We start from the raw sequence: 16699 nt of genomic DNA on the forward strand, positions 1-16699 counted from the left end.
AGAACCGGAGACGGGCTTCCTGGTGGTGGTGGGTCAGTTCACTGCACCGATGGACACTGCACCACGGCCGACGACCGCGCCTTCGGCGGTCACCACGGCCAGCTCACCGTAGAGCGCCCGGCCTGCGGTCGGAGCCGACTGGGCGGTCACCGTACCGGAGACGGTGCTGGTGGCACCGTTCGCCAGGGTGATGCTGCCAGCCGACGTCGTCAGGGTGCCGAGCGCCGGGGAGGAGAACGAGTCCCGGTAGTCGTAGGCGGTGCTGCCACCGGCTCCGTCCACCGAGTACGCCTCGACGACCACGGTGTACGTCCCGGCGGTCGGGTTGTTGATGGTCACGGACTCTTCGGAGTCACCGTCCGCGTTGTACTGGACCAGGCTGCCGTCCCGGTAGACGAACAGGTCGAGGTCGGCTCCAGCGTCCGAGGTGTTACCGATCCGGGCGGTGAAGCTGGTGACACCCGCCGGCACCTCGACGACGTACTCCTGGATGTCGTACTCGGTGATGGTCGGTCGCTCCGCGTGGGTGCTCGCCAGCGGTCCGCCCTGGCCGGTCACCGTGACCGGGCCGAAGGTGTTCTTCAGCGACCAGGTGACCTGGGTCGGGGTGCCGGCGCTGACCGACGGCAGCTCGACGACGGCCGGCTCGACCGCGACGCCCTGCACCCGTGCCTGGATCTGGTACGGGTTGTTCAGCGACGGCGAGGTCCGCCGGGACTCGACCTCGATCTCCCAGACACCCGGCATCGGGTTCTGGTAGTCACGCTCGAAGGCGTTGCAGACGACCGTGGTGTTGTGGTTGGTGAAGCAGGCCAGGCTGGAGGTGGTCTCCACCGGCACGCCCCACGGGTTGATCGCGATGAAGCGGGTCTGCGACGCGGTGGCGATGCCGGAGAGGTTCACCTGCAACGCGGTGGCACCCGGCGGAACCGTCACGAAGTACGACGTGGTGCTGTTCCGGTCCACCGAGCCCTGGGCCGAGTAGGCGAAGTTGGGCTTGCTGACGTCGTTCGAGGCCACCACGACGGCGGAGAACTCGAAGTCGACGGTGCTGGTGGCTGGGTCGTCGACGGTGACGATCGTGCTGTGTGCCCCCGCCGTCCTGGGCTTGGCGGTGACGGTGACGGTGACGGTCTTGTTCAGCGGCAGCGTGACGCGCTTCGGCGCCCGGAAGGTGCCGTCGTTGCCGCGCAGGTCGATGTCGTGCCGGACGTTCCCGGCCGGCCCGCTGGTGCGGGTCAGCTTCACCTGGTACGACTTCGACTGGTTCACCTTGTGGCCGCCGTCGGCGGAGCCGCAGCGGTTGTAGACGCCGGTACCGCGGTGCGGCGTGGCCAGCTGGCCGGAGAGCACCGTGCAGACTGGTGCGTCGACGGTGTAGGACCGGGTCTGTACGCCCTTCTTGAGCAGCTTCCAGGCACCCGCCACATTGAACATGCCGTAGCCCTGACCGTAGGTCGGGGTGTCGGCGATCGGCTTGGCTGAGGTGAAGATCGCCCGGCGGAGCATCTCCGGGGTGATGCCCTTGCCGGTGGCCTTGGCTGCCGAGAGGAGCAGTGCGGCGGCACCGGCGGCCTGCGGGGAGGCCATCGACGTGCCGTTGAACATGCCGTAGCCCGGCGGCAGCGTGTAGCCGGCCTCGGCGACCGGGCTGCCGGGCTGCCACACCGGCGTGGTGGAGATGGCCGCACCCGGCGCGGCGATGTTCGGCTTGGCGCCACCGTCCTCACGCGGGCCGCGCGAGGAGAAGTTGAACAGGGCGTTCTTCTTCTTGACCACCGAGCCGTAGTTGGCCAGCCAGGTGTCCTTGCTGATGCTGGCGGCGACGCTGACCACGTTGCCCGCCACCGACGGGTCGCCGATGGTGTTCACGCCCGGGCCGGAGTTGCCGGCCGAGATGAACATCTGCACCCCGTAGGTGGTGATCAGGTTGTCGTAGAGGGTGGCGCGGGCGTTGTTGGCGTCGTTGAGCGCCGGTAGGCCGCCGATCGACATGTTGATCACGTCGACGCCACGGTTGATCACCAGATCGGCCATGCCGGTGGTGAGCGCTGCGGCCGTGCAGCCGCCACCCCAGGAGCAGGCACGGGAGGAAACGATCTTGGCGCCGGGGGCGGCACCGTCGAACGCGCCGTTACCGAGCATGTCGTTCGCGGCGGTGATGCCGGCGACGTGCGTGCCGTGAGCGCTCTCGATGATGCCGATGTTGACGTAGTCCACCAGGCCGGGGCCGCCGACCGGAGCGGTGTCGACGTTCTTGCGGTACTCGACGACGAACGACATCCGTTCCGTGATCGGAGTCGCCGGGTTGTCGGTGCCGAAGTGGCCGACGTCGAACTTCTCCTTGTACGGCCGCATCACGGCCTCGTCGGTGAAGTCACCGTCCTGGTCGGTGTCGACCCAGACGTTGTTGGTAGCGGGGTCGAAGAGGATGCCCCACTGGTCGGTCTTGTCACCGTCGCGGTTGACGTCACCGGCCGGGTCGCTCCCGTTCGTGATGCTCTCGCTGAACAGGTTGAACCGGTAGACGCCGGCCGGGGCGGTCCAGGTGCGACCGGCGAGAGTGAACGTCGGCCCGGTCACCTGGTTGAGCATCGGACGCCAGGTCGGGTCCTCGAACGGGTCGGTCGCGGTCACCCAGTCGACGATCTTGCGCTCGCCGGTGGTGGTCTCCTGCAGCGCCGGGTGCTCCAGGTCCACACCGGAGTCCATGATGCCGATCGTGACGCCGCGGCCGTCCCACTCCTTGTGCTGCTTGACGAACTTGACCGCACCGGTCTCGTTCGTCGGCATGTACGGGTTGTCGGCCTTCGTCCTGGCGCCCGGTCCGCTGAGCGTGCCGCCCTGCTTACCACCAGTGGTGCCCGGAGCGACCTCCGGCTTCGGGTCAGGGAGCTGGATCTTCTCGTCCAGGTCGATGGCGGCGACACCCGGCAGCTTGGCGGCCTTGACCGCCTTTCCGGTCGGCACCTTGGCGAGTACGTAGCCGATGGTGTCGTAGCGCTCGGTCACGGCCGCGCCGAGGTCCTCGAGGTCGTCGGCGACGTCCTTCGCCTTACCCTGGTCGGTGGCGACGATCATCGTGACGGTGGGGGCCTTCTTCGCCTCCGCCTCGGCGAGCAGCTTGGCGTCGTGCTGATCCAACGCCTCGGCGGGGGTGGCCTGCGCGGCGTCGGGTCCGGCAGGAGCGGCGCTCGCGGTGGCGGCACCGCCCGCCACGGTCACGGCGCTGGCTGCCATCACCGAGGCGAAGAGCGCGGCGGAGGTACGCCGGCTCAGGTTTCGGGGTTTACTCACGTTCTCTTTCCTCCAGAGAACTCAGGCGCCCTCAGAAGCAGGGCACGCGTGAGCGAAATACTTCGCGGTGCCGACCATCGATGTCACTACCGCCGGGTACGTTGTGACCATCTCGTGATACGCGGGGCGCACATTGTCACATCGAAGAGGATAGGGATCGATTTCAGTTAGACCGAGTCCGATCATCCGGTGTGGATTCCGCAAGCAGTTCCGGCGCCTGCGGCTGCCGGGGTGCCAGCTCCACCTGCCCCGGCGTGGGCAGTTCCTGATCCGACACACCGAGTTCCGCGAGTTTGCGGGCGCTCACCAGCACCCGCGCCTCCAGCGAGCCCACCGCCCGGTTGTACGCGGTGACCGCGCTACCGAGCGAGGCACCCAGCTTGCCGACATGGTCACCCAGCGTCGACAGCCGCCCGTACAGTTCCCGCGCCACCGTGTGAACGGCCATCGCGTTACGGGTCAACTGTTCCTGCCGCCACGACCAGGCGACCGTACGCAGTAACGCGACAAGGGTAGCCGGGGTGGCCAGTACGACGTTGCGGGCGAAGGCGTGCTCCAACAGGGTCGGATCGCGTTGCAGGGCCACGTCGAGGAACGGGTCCGCCGGCACGAACAGCACCACGAACTCCGGAGTGGACTCGAACGCGGCCCAGTACGACTTGGCGGCCAACGCGTCGACGTGCGCCCGGAGATGCTTCGCATGCGCGTCGAGATGGCTGTCCCGGCCCCGTTCGTCGCGCGCCTCCATCGCGGTGAGGTACGCGTCGAACGGGGCCTTGGCGTCCACCACCACGCTCCGGCCGCCGTGCAGCCGTACCACCAGGTCGGGGCGTACCGTCTGCTGGTCGGTGGCGGCGGTCACCTGCTCGGCGAAGTCGCAGTGCTCCAACATCCCGGCGGCCTCGACGATGCGGCGCAACTGATGCTCACCCCACCGACCGCGTACCTGCGGCGCACGCAGTGCCGCCACCAGCTGTTTCGTCTCCGTACGCAGCTCACCGGAAACCGTGCTCATCGCGCGGACCTGCTCGCGCAGTTCAGCGTACGCGTCGACCCGCTCCCGTTCGAGGTCGGCGACCCGCTGCTCGTAGCGACGCAGCGTGTCGTGCAGTGGGGCCACCGCCCGGGCGACCGCCTCCTGCGACTGGGCCGTCGCCTCGTAGCTCAACGCCCGCATCGACTGCTCCAACCGCCCCTCGCCCTCGCGGGTGGCGTGCAGGGTGGCTTCCAGCCGCGCTATCCGGGTCGCTGAGTTGGCCCGGGCGGCGAACCAGCCGATCGAACCGCCGGCACCGAGACAGACGACGACAACCGCCAGGGTCGATAGCTCCATCCTGAGAAGCTTGCCAAAGCCGTGCCCTTCGTGCCCGGACGGGTACGCGCTGCCTTTCGGGTCGGGCTCGGCGCGCCGGGCATCGTCGGCCCAGGTGGGTACGTTGAAGTGGTGGAGTTTCTGTTGCTCGTCCTGTTCGTGGTGCTGCTCGGCGGTGTCCTGCTCTGGTGGCGTCGGGAGCGTACCGCTCGTGCGGCCCGCAGCCTCGCCGATGTGCGAGCTGACGCGTGGCGGTGGCACGAGCGTCTCGGCGGGCAGGTGATGAACCTCGGCGGTGAGGACCCGGCGGTGCGCCAGGCACTGGCCGACGCCGCCGAGCGCTACCACGCCGCCGGGTCCCAGTTGGAGCAGGCCAGGAGCGTCACGCAGTACCGGCTCGCCCGGGAGACCGCAGTGGAGGGTCTCAGCTACACCCGGGCCGCGCGGCTGGCGATGGGCATCGACCCGGGACCGGCCCTGCCGCCGTTGGCCGCTGCCGCCGGTGCCGGTGAGCTGACCGTGCCGCGCCAGGTCGAGGTGCAGGGCCAGAGGTTCGAAGCCGGACCGCGACCCGGGCAGGACACCCCGTACTACTACCCGGGCGGACGGGTACGGGGCCGACCGGTGCCGGCCGGCTGGTACTCCACCCCCTGGTGGCGGACCGCGCCAGGCGCCGGTGTCGGGCTGCTCGGCGGCATGCTGATCGCCGACGCTCTCTTCTCACCGTCGTTCGGCGACCCGGGCTACGACGCCGAAGCCGCCACCGACGTGCGGGAGCCGAGCGACGTCGGGGGCGACTCCGGCGAAGCCGATTTCGGCGGCGGGAACTTCTGACACCGCTCTTCCCGCACCCCTCAGCCGGTGTTGCGCATGCCGGCTGCGATGCCGTTGACGGTGGTGAGCAGGGCCCGCTCCAGGGCCGTACCGTCGCTGGGGGCCCGTCGGCCACCCGGTGCGGTGGCCACCGCCCGTCCGGCCGCACCCGAGTCGCGGTACTGCCGCAGCAGTGCCACCTGGAGGTGGTGCAACGGCTCCAGGTAGGTGTCGCGTACGGCGAGGGTGCGTTGCAGCACCGGGGAGTTCTCCAGCAGGTCCGGTGAGTCGGTGACGGCGAGCACTTCGCGTCGGGTCAACTCGTACTCCTGCTCGATCTTGTCGAAGATCGGGTGCAGCTGCTTCGGGACCAGAGTCTCGACGTACCGGCGGGCGATGCCGAGGTCGGTCTTGGTCAGCATCATCTCCACGTTGGACAGGAACGTGCGGAAGAAGTGCCAGTTGCGGTGCATCTCGGCGAGCACGTCGGCCAGCCCGGCCTCCCGGGCGGCGGCCAGACCGGAGCCGACGCCGAACCAGCCGGGCACGATCTGCCGGGTCTGGGTCCAGCCGAACACCCACGGGATGGCCCGCAGCCCGGCCAGCCCGGCGCCGGTGTTGGGCCGCTTCGCCGGCCGGGAGCCGATGTTCAGCGCACCGAGCAGCTCGGTCGGGGTGGACGCCCAGAAGTACGCGGGCAGGTCCGGATCCTCCACCAGCGAGCGGTACGACCGGAACGCCGACTCCGACACCACGTCCATCGTCGCGTCCCAGCGTTCCAACATCTCGGCGGGTTGGCGGGGCGCGGTGTGCAGCAGCGTCGCCTGGAGCACGGCGGCCACGCTCAGTTCCAGGTTCTCCCGGGCCAGCGCGGGCAGGGTGTACTTGTCGGAGATCACCTCACCCTGCTCGGTGACCTTGATCGCCCCGTCCAGGGTGCCGTACGGCTGCGCCAGGATCGCGTCGTGGGTGGGGCCGCCGCCGCGCCCGACCGTGCCGCCCCGGCCGTGGAAGAGCCGCAGGTGCACACCGTGCCGGGCCGCCACGTCCCGCAGTGCCCGCTGCGCCCGGTGGATCGACCACTGGCTGGTGGTGATGCCGGCCTCCTTGTTGGAGTCGGAGTAGCCGAGCATCACCTCCTGCACGTCACCTCGGGCCGCCACCAGTGCCCGGTACGCCGGTAGGGACAGCAGTTCGTCGAGCAGTTCGCCGCCGGAGTTCAGCTCGGCCGGCGTCTCCAGCAGCGGCACGATGCCGATCCGGGCCCGCCCGCCGTGTACGTCGACCAGGCCGGCCTCACGGGCGAGTACGACTGCGGCGAGCACGTCGTCCACGCCGAGGGTCATCGAGATGATGTACGACTCGATCACCTCGGAGCCGAACCGGTCCTGCGCCTCACGGATGGTGCTGAACACGTCGAAGGTCTTGCGGGCCGACTCACTGAGCGGGGTGTCCGTCGTCGACAACGGCCGGCGACTGGCCAACTCGTCGGCGAGTAGCTTGGTGCGTTCCAGCCGGCTCAGCGACGGGTAGTCGTCGACCTCACCCACCGCTGCGTACAGCTGGGTGAGCACCTCGTGGTGTTTCTCGGCGTGTTCGCGGACGTCCATGGTCGCCAGGTGCAGGCCGAACGCGGAGACGGTACGGATGGTCGAGGCGAGCCGGCCGACGGCGGTGAGCTGACCGGAGTTGCGGGCCAACGAGGCGCGTAGCAGATCCAGGTCGGCGATCAGCTCGGCCGAACCACGGTAGTCGCGCCCCGGCACGTGCGGCGTGCCCTGGCGCAGTCGGGCCCGGGTGTTGGCGAGCTTGGCGCGTACGCAGCGGGCCTTGAGCCGGTACGGCTCCTCGGCGTTGACCCGGCGGAAGCGGGGCGCCACCTCCGGCAGGGCGTCGAGGTCCGCGGCGAGGCTTGCGGACAGGTCGAGTGACACTCCGCGCAGCCGGCGGGAAACCGACACCTCGCTGATCAACTCTTCCATCGCCGCTTCGGTGGCGGTCAGGCCATGCTCGTGTTGGATGGCCAGCACCTCGCGGGTCACGGTCGGGGTGACGAACGGGTTGCCGTCCCGGTCACCGCCGATCCAGGTGCCGAAGGTCAGCGGTCGTGCCGTCGGCGAGGTTTCCACGCCGAGCGTACGCAGCGTCTCGGCGAGGTCGTCGAGGACCTGCGGAGCCGCCTCGGCGTAGAGGTCACGCAGGTAGTAGATGGCGTTACGTGCCTCGTCGGTCGGGTCCGGCCGATCGAGTCGCAGCTCGTCGGTCTGCCACATCAGGTCGAGCAGCTCGGCCAGCCGCCGGTTCGCCGGACCCTCGTCGCTGGCGCCGTAGAGGATCGCGTTGGCGGTCTCGGCGTCCAGTTCGTCGGCGATCGCCCGCAGCTTGGACAGGATCGACCGGCGGGCCGCCTCGGTCGGGTGGGCGGTGAAGACCGGACGTACCGCCAACCGGCGGGCCACCGAAGCGATCTCCTCGGCCGGCACCCCGCGTTCCGCGATCATCTTGGCCGCCTGATCCAGCCAACCGCCCTGAACGGCGCGACGGCGGCGCAGGTCGCGGGCCCGGTGCACCTGCTCGGTGATGTTGGCCAGGTGGAAGTAGGTGGAGAAGGCGCGGGCCAGCTTGGTGCCGGTGGTCACATCGAGCCCGCCGAGTCGCCGGGCGGCGGCCGGTGCGTCGGCGCGAACCTGGGCCCTGATCTCCTCCACGAGGTCGAGTAGCGGGCGACCCTCCTGGCGGGCCAGGGTCTGCCCGAGCAGCGTGCCCAGCCTGCGGATGTCGGCGCGCAGCGCGGCGTCGGGGCCGTCGTGATCGTGCTGGTCGGTCACCATGCGCTCCTCACGTCAAGTACGAAGGACCGCGCTGTCCGACTGCCCCGATCGTATCCACGCGAACCTGCCGGGAAGGAAGGGCCCCTTGATAACGCCCTTCGTTCCGGGGAACCCGTGCCCGGCTGCGACGCTGCCGAGGTGCGTCGGTCGAGGTCTTCCGGAGGTCGAGAACCGCTGTTCACAGCCGATAGCGTCGGGGCATGACGTCGTTGGTGCAGCCCCCGAAGCCCCGACCTGGCGATCGAGTGGCGATCGTCTCACCCTCCGCCGGCCTGCCGGGTCTCTTCCCGTACCTGTCGGCGCCGTCGACGTACCGGTGTGCGGGGGTGTAAACGGGGAGACGGTCGGGGGGCGGAGCTAGGCTGTCATTCGGACACCCCCCGTCCGGCTGGACGCGGGGTGATCGTCGTGTCCCCACCTCGGAAGTGATCATGACTGCGCTCACCGGACTGTTCGCCGCCGCCCTGGCCGACCCGGGCCTGACCCGCGTTCGTGACCTGGCGCGCTCCGGTGCGGCCCAGGTCGACGGGCTGGACCTGACCGCCCCGCAGGCGCTGCGCCCGTTCGCGGTCGCCGCGGTCGCGGCGGATCCCGACGACCGGGCCGGCGGCTCGGGGAGCGGCGCGACGGCTGGCGGCGCGGGACGGGCGGTGCTGGCGGTCACCGCGACCAGTCGCGAGGCCGAGGATCTCGTCGCCGCGCTGGGTGGCCTGCTGCCGCCCGAGCAGGTGGCGATCTTCCCGAGCTGGGAGACGCTGCCGCACGAGCGGCTCTCCCCACGCTCCGACACCGTCGGTCGACGGTTGGCCGTGCTGCGCCGGCTGGCGCACCCGGACTCGGCGGACGCGCACGGGCGCACCGGCCCGTTGCGGGTGGTGGTGGCCCCCGTCCGCTCGGTGCTTCAACCCCAGCTCAAGGGGCTCGGCGATCTGGAACCGGTCCGGTTGGCCGCCGGTGACGAGGCCGACCTGGAGCAGATCGCCCGCCGGTTGACCGACATGGCGTACGCCCGGGTCGACCTGGTCACCAAACGAGGCGAGTTCGCCGTTCGCGGCGGCATCCTCGACGTCTTCCCGCCCACCGATGAGCACCCGTCCCGGGTCGAGTTCTGGGGCGACGAGGTGGAGGAGATCCGCACCTTCGCCGTCGCCGACCAGCGCACCATCGAGCAGGTCGCCCAGCTCTGGGCTCCGCCCTGCCGGGAACTGCTGCTCACCCCCGAGATCCGGGAGCGGGCCGCCACGCTCGCGCAGCAGTACCCGGAGCTGGCCGAGATCCTGGACAAACTGGCCGGCGGGGTGCCGGTGGAGGGCATGGAGTCCCTGGCCCCTGCGCTGATCGGCAACGACTCGATGGAGTTGCTGCTGGACTGCATGCCGGCCGGCACCCACGTGCTGCTCTGTGATCCGGAGCGGATCCGCACCCGGGCGCACGACCTGGTGCGTACCTCAGAAGAGTTCCTGCAGGCCAGCTGGGCGGCGGCCGCCGTCGGTGGCCATGCCCCGGTCGACCTGGGAGCAGCGGCCTTCCACACTCTCGCCGACGTACGCGCCCACGCCGCGACCCTGCGCCAGCCCTGGTGGACGCTGTCCCCGTTCGGCCTGGCCGAGCCGGGCGTCGCCGCGACCCGGCAGCCCTGGGAGGACGAGCCGGAGGCCGTCGATGTCACTCCTGACGACGCCATCGCGGTGGCGCTGACCGCCCAGCCCGCACCGCTCTACCACGGGGAGACCGCCCGAGTGGTCGACGACCTCAAGCGGTGGGCCGGCGAGGGCTGGTCGATCGCGCTGGTCTTCGAGGGCCACGGTCCCGCCCAGCGGGCCGTCGAGGTGCTCCGCGACGGGGGTCTCGGTGCCCGGATGACCGAGGAGGTGCTGGCCGCACCCGCCCCGGGTGAGCTGCTGGTCACCTGCGGCAGCCTGACCGGTGGCTTCGTCGACGAGGCGGCCCGGTTCGTGCTGCTCACCGGCAGCGACGTGACCGGTGGTCGGGGCGTGTCGACCCGTGACATGCGGAAGATGCCGAGCCGGCGGCGCAACACCATCGATCCGCTGGAGCTGCGCGCCGGTGACCACGTGGTGCACGAGCAGCACGGCATCGGCCGGTACGTCGAACTGGTACAGCGGACCGTCAACGGCGCGTCCCGGGAATATCTGGTCATCGAGTACGCCCCGAGCAAGCGCGGTCAGCCCGGTGACCGGCTGTTCGTCCCCACCGACCAGCTCGACCAGTTGAGCCGCTACGTCGGCGGCGAGCAACCGAGCCTACACAAGATGGGCGGCTCGGACTGGCAGAAGTCCAAGGCCCGAGCCCGCAAGGCGGTCAAGGAGATCGCCGCCCAGTTGATCCAGCTCTACGCCGCCCGTAAGGCGTCCAAGGGGCACACCTTCGGGCCGGACACCCCCTGGCAGCGGGAGTTGGAGGACGCATTTCCCTGGCAGGAGACGCCCGACCAGCTCGCCGCCATCGAAGAGGTCAAGCGGGACATGGAGCAGAGCGTCCCGATGGACCGGCTGATCTGCGGCGACGTCGGATACGGTAAGACCGAGATTGCGGTACGGGCGGCGTTCAAGGCGGTGCAGGACGGCCGGCAGGTCGCCGTGCTGGTGCCGACCACCCTGCTGGTGCAGCAGCACTACAACACCTTCGCCGAGCGGATGAGTCAGTTCCCGGTGACCATCCGGCAGCTGTCCCGCTTCCAGACGCCGAAGGAGGCCGAGCAGACCCTCGCCATGGTCGCCGACGGCACCGCCGACGTCGTCATCGGCACCCACCGGCTGCTGGCCTCGGCCACCCGGTTCAAGTCGCTCGGGCTGGTCATCGTCGACGAGGAGCAGCGCTTCGGCGTCGAGCACAAGGAGCACCTGAAGTCGATGCGGGCGGCGGTCGACGTGCTGAGCATGTCCGCCACCCCGATTCCGCGCACCCTGGAGATGGCGATCACCGGCATCCGGGAGATGTCCACCATCGCTACGCCACCGGAGGAGCGGCACCCGGTGCTCACCGCCGTCGGCGCGCAGGACGACCGGCAGGTGGCCGCCGCGATCCACCGTGAGCTGCTCCGCGACGGCCAGGTCTTCTACCTGCACAACCGGGTCGAGTCGATCGAGCGGACCGCCCGCCGGCTGCGGGAGTTGGTGCCCGAGGCGCGGGTGGCGGTGGCGCACGGGCAGATGGGCGAGGATGCCCTGGAGAAGGTGATGGTCGGCTTCTGGGAGAAGGAGTACGACGTCCTGGTCTGCACCACGATCGTCGAGTCCGGCATCGACATCCCGAACGCGAACACACTGATCGTGGAGCGGGCCGACCTGCTCGGCCTGGCCCAGCTGCACCAGATCCGGGGGCGGGTCGGCCGGGGCCGGGAACGGGCGTACGCGTACTTCCTCTATCCGGCGGACAAGCCGCTCACCGAGCACGCGCACGAGCGGCTGGCCACCATCGCCCAGCACACCGAGTTGGGAGCCGGCATGTACGTGGCGATGAAGGATCTGGAGATCCGTGGTGCCGGCAACCTGCTCGGCGGCGAACAGTCCGGGCACATCGAGGGCGTCGGGTTCGACCTGTACGTGCGGATGGTCGGTGAGGCGGTGCAGGCGTTCAAGGGTGAGCGTCCGGAGGAGGAGACCGACATCAAGATCGATCTCCCGGTGGACGCGCACCTGCCGCACGACTACGTGGGGGTGGAGCGGCTGCGGCTGGAGATGTATCGCAAGCTGGCGGAGGCGCGTGACGAGGAACGGCTACGGGAGGTGGCCGCCGAGATGACCGACCGGTACGGTGAGCCGCCGGCGCCCGTGCAGAATCTGATCGCGGTGGCCCGGTTCCGGCTGCTGGCCCGGTCCTACGGCCTCACCGACGTCAGCCTGCAGGGCCGGCACATCCGGTTCGGGCCGTTGCCGTTGCCGGATTCCAAGCAGCTACGGCTCAAGCGCTACCATCCTGACTCGGTCTACAAGGTGGCGGTGGACCAGGTGAGCGTGCCCCGGCCGACCACCCGCCGGGTCGGCGGCGAGCCACTGCGGGACCAGGCCCTGCTGGAGTGGTGCGCCCAGTTGCTCTCCGACGTCCTCGGCGCACCCGCCGGTGTCACTGGTGGGTAGGGGGCATGAGAGAGTGACAGGCATGCGTGTTCGCCGTCTTGTCGCCGTCGCCAGCGTGGCGGTCGGCCTCGTCGCTCTCACCGGTTGCCGTTCCGAGCCCGGTGTCGCCGCGTACGTCGGTGACCACCGGATCACCGAGGACGCGGTCACCGAGATCATCGAGGACGCTCAGGCGACGAACCCGATCCCCACCGGAACGGACGACGTACCGCCCGGCCAGGAGCCGCAGTTGCCGGGCCGCAGCCAGGTGGTGAGCACTCTGGTGCTCGGTGAGGTCTGTGAGCGCATTTCCGCCGCCGAGGGCTACCGGCCGGAGGGGCAGGTCGACCCCGCCCAGGTGGCGCAGGGCATCGGCCTCAGCCCGGAGACCGGGTACGTGCGCCAGGTCGCCGATCTGTACACCTGCCTGTCCGGGATCCCGATCGGCGCTCCGGTGGCCCCGACCGAGCAGGAGCTGGTCGATCTGGTGGCGGCGGGTAAACGGGCCGGTGCGGTGCCGGCCGAGGTGACCGTCGAACAGGCCGCCGCCCAGCTCGACGGTGACCAGCTGCGTCAGGCGCTGGCCAGCCGTAACTCCCTGCGTGAGGCCGTCGAGACGTATGACGTGACGGTCAACCCCCGCTACCGGCCGTTGGTGTTCCCGGTGCTCAGTTTCACCGGACAGGCCATCGCGGTGGGCGTGCCGTTGGGCGAGCCGGGCTCCGACGCGGTCACCGACATCTCCACTCCGAGGCCGCGGCCCGAGCCGGCCGCACCGACCGCCGGCTGAGTATGTCCCGGATAGTCCTGCTGGTCACCTCGCCCCGGTTGCCGGCCGGGCTGTTGACGGCAGCCGCCTGGGACGTCGTACGCGCAGCTCCGGTGCTGGCCGCCGAGGAGAGCGAGCTGACCACGGCGCTGCGGTCGGCGGGCGCCGAGGTTCGGGTGCTCGACGGGCCGCCGGTGACGGCGCTGCTGGATGCGGCGGCGCGGGGCACGGTGGTCTGGCTGGCCGGTCCGGCTGGGGACGAGTCGCTGGCCCGGGAGTTGGGGTTGCGTCTGGCCCGCGAGCCGGGGCTGGCGGAGCTGGAGCTGTTGTACGGCTCGTGGGATCCGCCGGGTGCACGGCTGCTGGACGCGGTGACGGTGCTGGACCGACTGCTCTCGCCCGGAGGGGATCCGTGGAAGCGGTCGCAGACCCACCGGAGCCTGGCCGGGTACCTGTTGGAGGAGAGCTACGAGGCGTACGACGCGATGATCGCCGGGGACACCGACGCACTGCGCGAGGAGTTGGGCGACGTGCTGCTCCAGGTGGTGCTGCACGCCCGACTGGCCGAGGAACTGCCGGAGGACGAGCGTTGGACCGTCGACGACGTAGCCGGTGGCCTGGTGGACAAGATGATCCGGCGTAACCCGCACGTCTTCGCCGGTGCCGAGGCGGGCACCCTGGAGGAGATCACCGCCAACTGGGAGCGGATCAAACAGGCGGAGAAGGCCCGGGAGTCGGTGCTCGACGGCCTCGCACTGAGCCAACCGGCGCTGTCCCTGGCGTCGAAGATCCTGGAGCGTTCCGCCCGGGCCGGCGTCACCGCACCGCTGCCGTCGCCATCGGCACAACCCGACCCCGAGGCCGCCCTCGGCGCCCGGCTGCTCGCCCTCGTCGCTCAGGCGCGGTCCGACGCCCTCGACGCCGAGGCCGCCCTCCGCCGTTCCACCCTCGCCCACGCCCGCACCCTCCGCACCACCGAACGCTGACCTGGCACGTCACCGCGCTGATCGTGCCGCAGGCGGTGTCGAATCCGGCATCGGTGCCGCCGACCTGATGATCGTCTGGGCGGGGCGGGGTGAGGGTCGAGTTAGGGTCGGAGGGTGGAGCGGTTCGGGGTGGTGGGTGAACGGGTCGTCGAGGCGTTGCTGACGAGTCGACCGGGGCTCGCCGGTTCGGCGGGGGAGCATCGGGTCGACGACCGGCTGCCGGACTTCTCGGCCGACGCGGTCGCGGGCGATCGGGCGATGCTCGTCGACGCGGCGAGTGCACTCGTCGAGATCGACCCTGATGACCTCGACGTCGAGGAGCGGGTCGACCACGCTCTGCTCTCCGCACTCGTCGACCGGGAACTGTTCGAGCTGACCGAGATCCGGGGGCACGAGTGGGACCCCCTCGTGCACAATCCTGGTCCACTGCTGCACGCCCTGCTCTCTCGCCCGTACGCGCCGGTGGAGGTGCGGTTGGCGGCCCTCGCCGGCCGTCTTGCCGCAGTGCCGGATGCCCTGGCCACCGCACGCGCGACGTTGCGTGACATGCCCCGGGTCCATGCCGAGACGGCAGTCGGGCAGTTCGCCGGGGTGGCGGCGCTGGTCCGCGACGAGGTCCCCGCGTTGCTCGGGCAGGCTCCCGCCGCCATCGACCGGTTCGAGCCGGCAGCCACGGCCGCGCTGGCCGCGCTCGACGAGTTCGTTGCCTGGCTGCGTGGCGGCCTGGCGGCCGACGTCGGCCCGGGCCGCGACCCCCGGCTGGGTCGGCGACGCTGGGAGGCGCGCCTGTGGCACGCGCTCGACACCGAGCTGGGTGCCGCCGAGATCCAGCGCCGGGCCTGGGCGAACCTCGACCGGGTGACCGACGAGATCCGCGCGGCGGCGGTGGAGCTGGTCGGTGGTCCGGCCGACGACGAGACGGTACGCCGTGCCCTCGACCTGCTCGCCGCCGAACACCCCGACGACCACACGATCGTCGACCTGGCCTCGGTCACCCTGGATGAGGCGAGCGACTTCGTCCGGGCACACGACCTGGTGACAGTGCCGGAGGATCCGTGTGTCATCCAGGTGATGCCGAAGTTCGCCCGGGGTGTGGCGGTGGCCTACTGCGATGCGCCCGGTGGCTTGGAGACCGCCACCGTACCGACGTACTACTGCATCGCGCCGACGCCTGCTGACTGGCCGGCGCGTCGGGTCGAGTCGTTCTACCGCGAGTACAACGACCACATGATCCGCAACCTCACCGTGCACGAGGCGATTCCGGGGCACTTCCTTCAGCTCGCCCACGCTCGACGCCACACCGGCTCCACCCGGGTACGGGCGTTGATCCGCTCCGGTCCGTTCGTCGAGGGTTGGGCGGTCTACGCCGAGGAGCTGATGGTCGGTCTCGGTTTCGGTGGCCTGCCGGTGCGGTTGCAGCAGCTGAAGATGCAGCTACGGATGACCCTCAACGCGTTGCTCGACCAGCTGACGCACGCCGAGGGACTACCCGAGGTGGAGGCGATGGCCCTGTTGACCGGACGCGGTTTTCAGGAGGAGGGCGAGGCGGCGGGCAAGTGGCGTCGTGCGCTGCTCACCTCGGCGCAGCTGTCGACGTACTTCGTCGGCTACAGCGAGCTGGCCGGGATCGTCGCGGCCCGTCCGCACCATGTGCCGTTGCGCGCCTGGCACGACGAGATGCTCGCCCACGGCAGTCCACCGCCGCGCCACCTGCGTGCCCTGCTCGGCCTGTAGGTCGCACGGTGACGGGCCACTTCCGGGTCAGGGGCCGGCGGCGCGCCGGTCCACCACGTCGGCACCCGCCGGAAGGTCGAAGGCGGCGCCTTCGACCCGGTCGCGGTAGCGGCTCAGTGCCAGCTCGACCGGCTCCCCGTCGAGCTGCCCGGTGAAGCTACCGAGCGTGCCCTCCCCGGTCACGCAGGCGGTGAAGCTCTCCGCGCTACGGCGTACGTCTACGCAGGTGGCGTGGTGACCGACGACGGTGCTGCTGCGTTCGGTGATGACCGCGTCCGGGTCCAGTGCCGCGTCGGTCAACCGGCCCATCACCAGCGGGGGAGTGATCAGCCCCTGTAGCTCGGCCTCGGCGAAGACGACGACAGAGGGCTTGCTGTTGGGTGCGGGTGGCTGTTCGAGGGTGCAGACGGTCCGGTCGTCGTCGGTGTCGCATCGGGTGGTCGCCTCGTCGGTCACGGTCAGTTTTCCACCGGGCCAGGTGTAGCTGGACCGGGCCGGGTCCTGCGACTGGACGAACGAGGCGCTCCGCCCGCCGGGAAGCTGGTACTCCGCCGAGTAGGTCAGCTCCAGTGCCCGATCCATCCGCGCGGCGAGATCGTTGACGATGTCGGATCGCTCCATGGTCCGCCCGGCATCGTCCAGAGCCTGACAGCCGGTGACGGAGAGCGACGCGATGACCGACACAGCGAGAATACGGAGAGTGGTCGAGGCGGCGGGCATGGTGAACAGCCTCGTCGATCGGGTCCCGCTCGTGCAAACCGGTTGCCGGTTGAGGTACGAGAATCCGGGAATGTCCGACCTGCTGGTACCGGAGAGTGGTTATTGACCCGCCCGGTCGGCGCGCAGGAAGGCGGGGACCGATACGCTGCGTTCAACAC

Annotated in this window: 9 protein-coding genes; 5 read left to right on the forward strand and 4 right to left on the reverse strand. The window is 70.4% G+C overall.

Annotated elements, in window-relative coordinates; translation table 11 throughout:
• Nucleotides 1–33: 33 nt before the first annotated feature.
• Together HCA58_RS13355 and HCA58_RS13360 are read right to left on the reverse strand one after the other, a co-directional pair.
• Nucleotides 34–3297 carry a S8 family serine peptidase gene (locus HCA58_RS13355; RefSeq protein ID WP_169598142.1) on the reverse strand — a complete coding sequence of 1088 codons (3264 nt, stop codon included), beginning with the start codon at nucleotides 3295–3297 and terminating at the stop codon, nucleotides 34–36.
• 163 nt (nucleotides 3298–3460) lie between these two features.
• Entirely contained in the window at nucleotides 3461–4630 is a 1170-nt protein-coding gene (locus tag HCA58_RS13360; protein WP_169598143.1) for a DNA recombination protein RmuC, read from the reverse strand.
• Nucleotides 4631–4741: 111 nt separating this feature from the next.
• Here HCA58_RS13360 and HCA58_RS13365 point away from each other — a divergent pair, with 111 nt between their 5' ends.
• Entirely contained in the window at nucleotides 4742–5443 is a 702-nt protein-coding gene (locus tag HCA58_RS13365; RefSeq protein ID WP_169598144.1) for a hypothetical protein, read from the forward strand.
• Between the two features lie 20 nt (nucleotides 5444–5463).
• Here HCA58_RS13365 and ppc read toward each other — a convergent pair whose 3' ends face one another.
• Complete coding sequence (ppc, locus tag HCA58_RS13370; RefSeq protein WP_169598145.1) at nucleotides 5464–8250, reverse strand: phosphoenolpyruvate carboxylase; 2787 nt, start codon at nucleotides 8248–8250, stop codon at nucleotides 5464–5466.
• Between the two features lie 434 nt (nucleotides 8251–8684).
• Between ppc and mfd the strand changes: the two genes are divergently transcribed.
• The 4 genes from mfd (at nucleotide 8685) to HCA58_RS13390 (ending at nucleotide 15821) form a co-directional block, all read left to right on the forward strand.
• Entirely contained in the window at nucleotides 8685–12353 is a 3669-nt protein-coding gene (mfd, locus tag HCA58_RS13375; RefSeq protein ID WP_169598146.1) for a transcription-repair coupling factor, read from the forward strand.
• Nucleotides 12354–12375: 22 nt separating this feature from the next.
• On the forward strand, nucleotides 12376–13122 hold the full coding sequence (locus tag HCA58_RS13380; RefSeq protein WP_169598147.1) for a hypothetical protein: 747 nt from the start codon (nucleotides 12376–12378) through the stop codon (nucleotides 13120–13122).
• Nucleotides 13123–13124: 2 nt separating this feature from the next.
• The gene (locus HCA58_RS13385) at nucleotides 13125–14087 is read left to right on the forward strand and encodes a nucleoside triphosphate pyrophosphohydrolase (protein ID WP_169598148.1); all 963 of its coding nucleotides are present in this window, start codon (nucleotides 13125–13127) and stop codon (nucleotides 14085–14087) included.
• Between the two features lie 114 nt (nucleotides 14088–14201).
• The gene (locus HCA58_RS13390; RefSeq protein ID WP_169598149.1) at nucleotides 14202–15821 is read left to right on the forward strand and encodes a DUF885 domain-containing protein; all 1620 of its coding nucleotides are present in this window, start codon (nucleotides 14202–14204) and stop codon (nucleotides 15819–15821) included.
• Between the two features lie 27 nt (nucleotides 15822–15848).
• On the opposite strand, the gene HCA58_RS13395 is transcribed toward HCA58_RS13390, so the two are convergent.
• Nucleotides 15849–16541 carry a hypothetical protein gene (locus HCA58_RS13395; protein WP_169598150.1) on the reverse strand — a complete coding sequence of 231 codons (693 nt, stop codon included), beginning with the start codon at nucleotides 16539–16541 and terminating at the stop codon, nucleotides 15849–15851.
• Between the last annotated feature and the right edge of the window lie 158 nt (nucleotides 16542–16699).

Origin of the sequence: Micromonospora sp. HNM0581, assembly GCF_012726175.1 — a bacterium.
GTDB lineage: Bacteria > Actinomycetota > Actinomycetes > Mycobacteriales > Micromonosporaceae > Micromonospora.

Bases quoted from the DNA above. Each gene is read 5' to 3' on its own strand.
- HCA58_RS13360 (WP_169598143.1), bottom strand. From the start codon at position 4,630: ATGGAGCTATCGACCCTGGCGGTTGTCGTCGTCTGTCTCGGTGCCGGC.
- mfd (WP_169598146.1), top strand. From the start codon at position 8,685: ATGACTGCGCTCACCGGACTGTTCGCCGCCGCCCTGGCCGACCCGGGC.
- HCA58_RS13380 (WP_169598147.1), top strand. From the start codon at position 12,376: ATGCGTGTTCGCCGTCTTGTCGCCGTCGCCAGCGTGGCGGTCGGCCTC.
- HCA58_RS13385 (WP_169598148.1), top strand. From the start codon at position 13,125: ATGTCCCGGATAGTCCTGCTGGTCACCTCGCCCCGGTTGCCGGCCGGG.
- HCA58_RS13395 (WP_169598150.1), bottom strand. From the start codon at position 16,541: ATGCCCGCCGCCTCGACCACTCTCCGTATTCTCGCTGTGTCGGTCATC.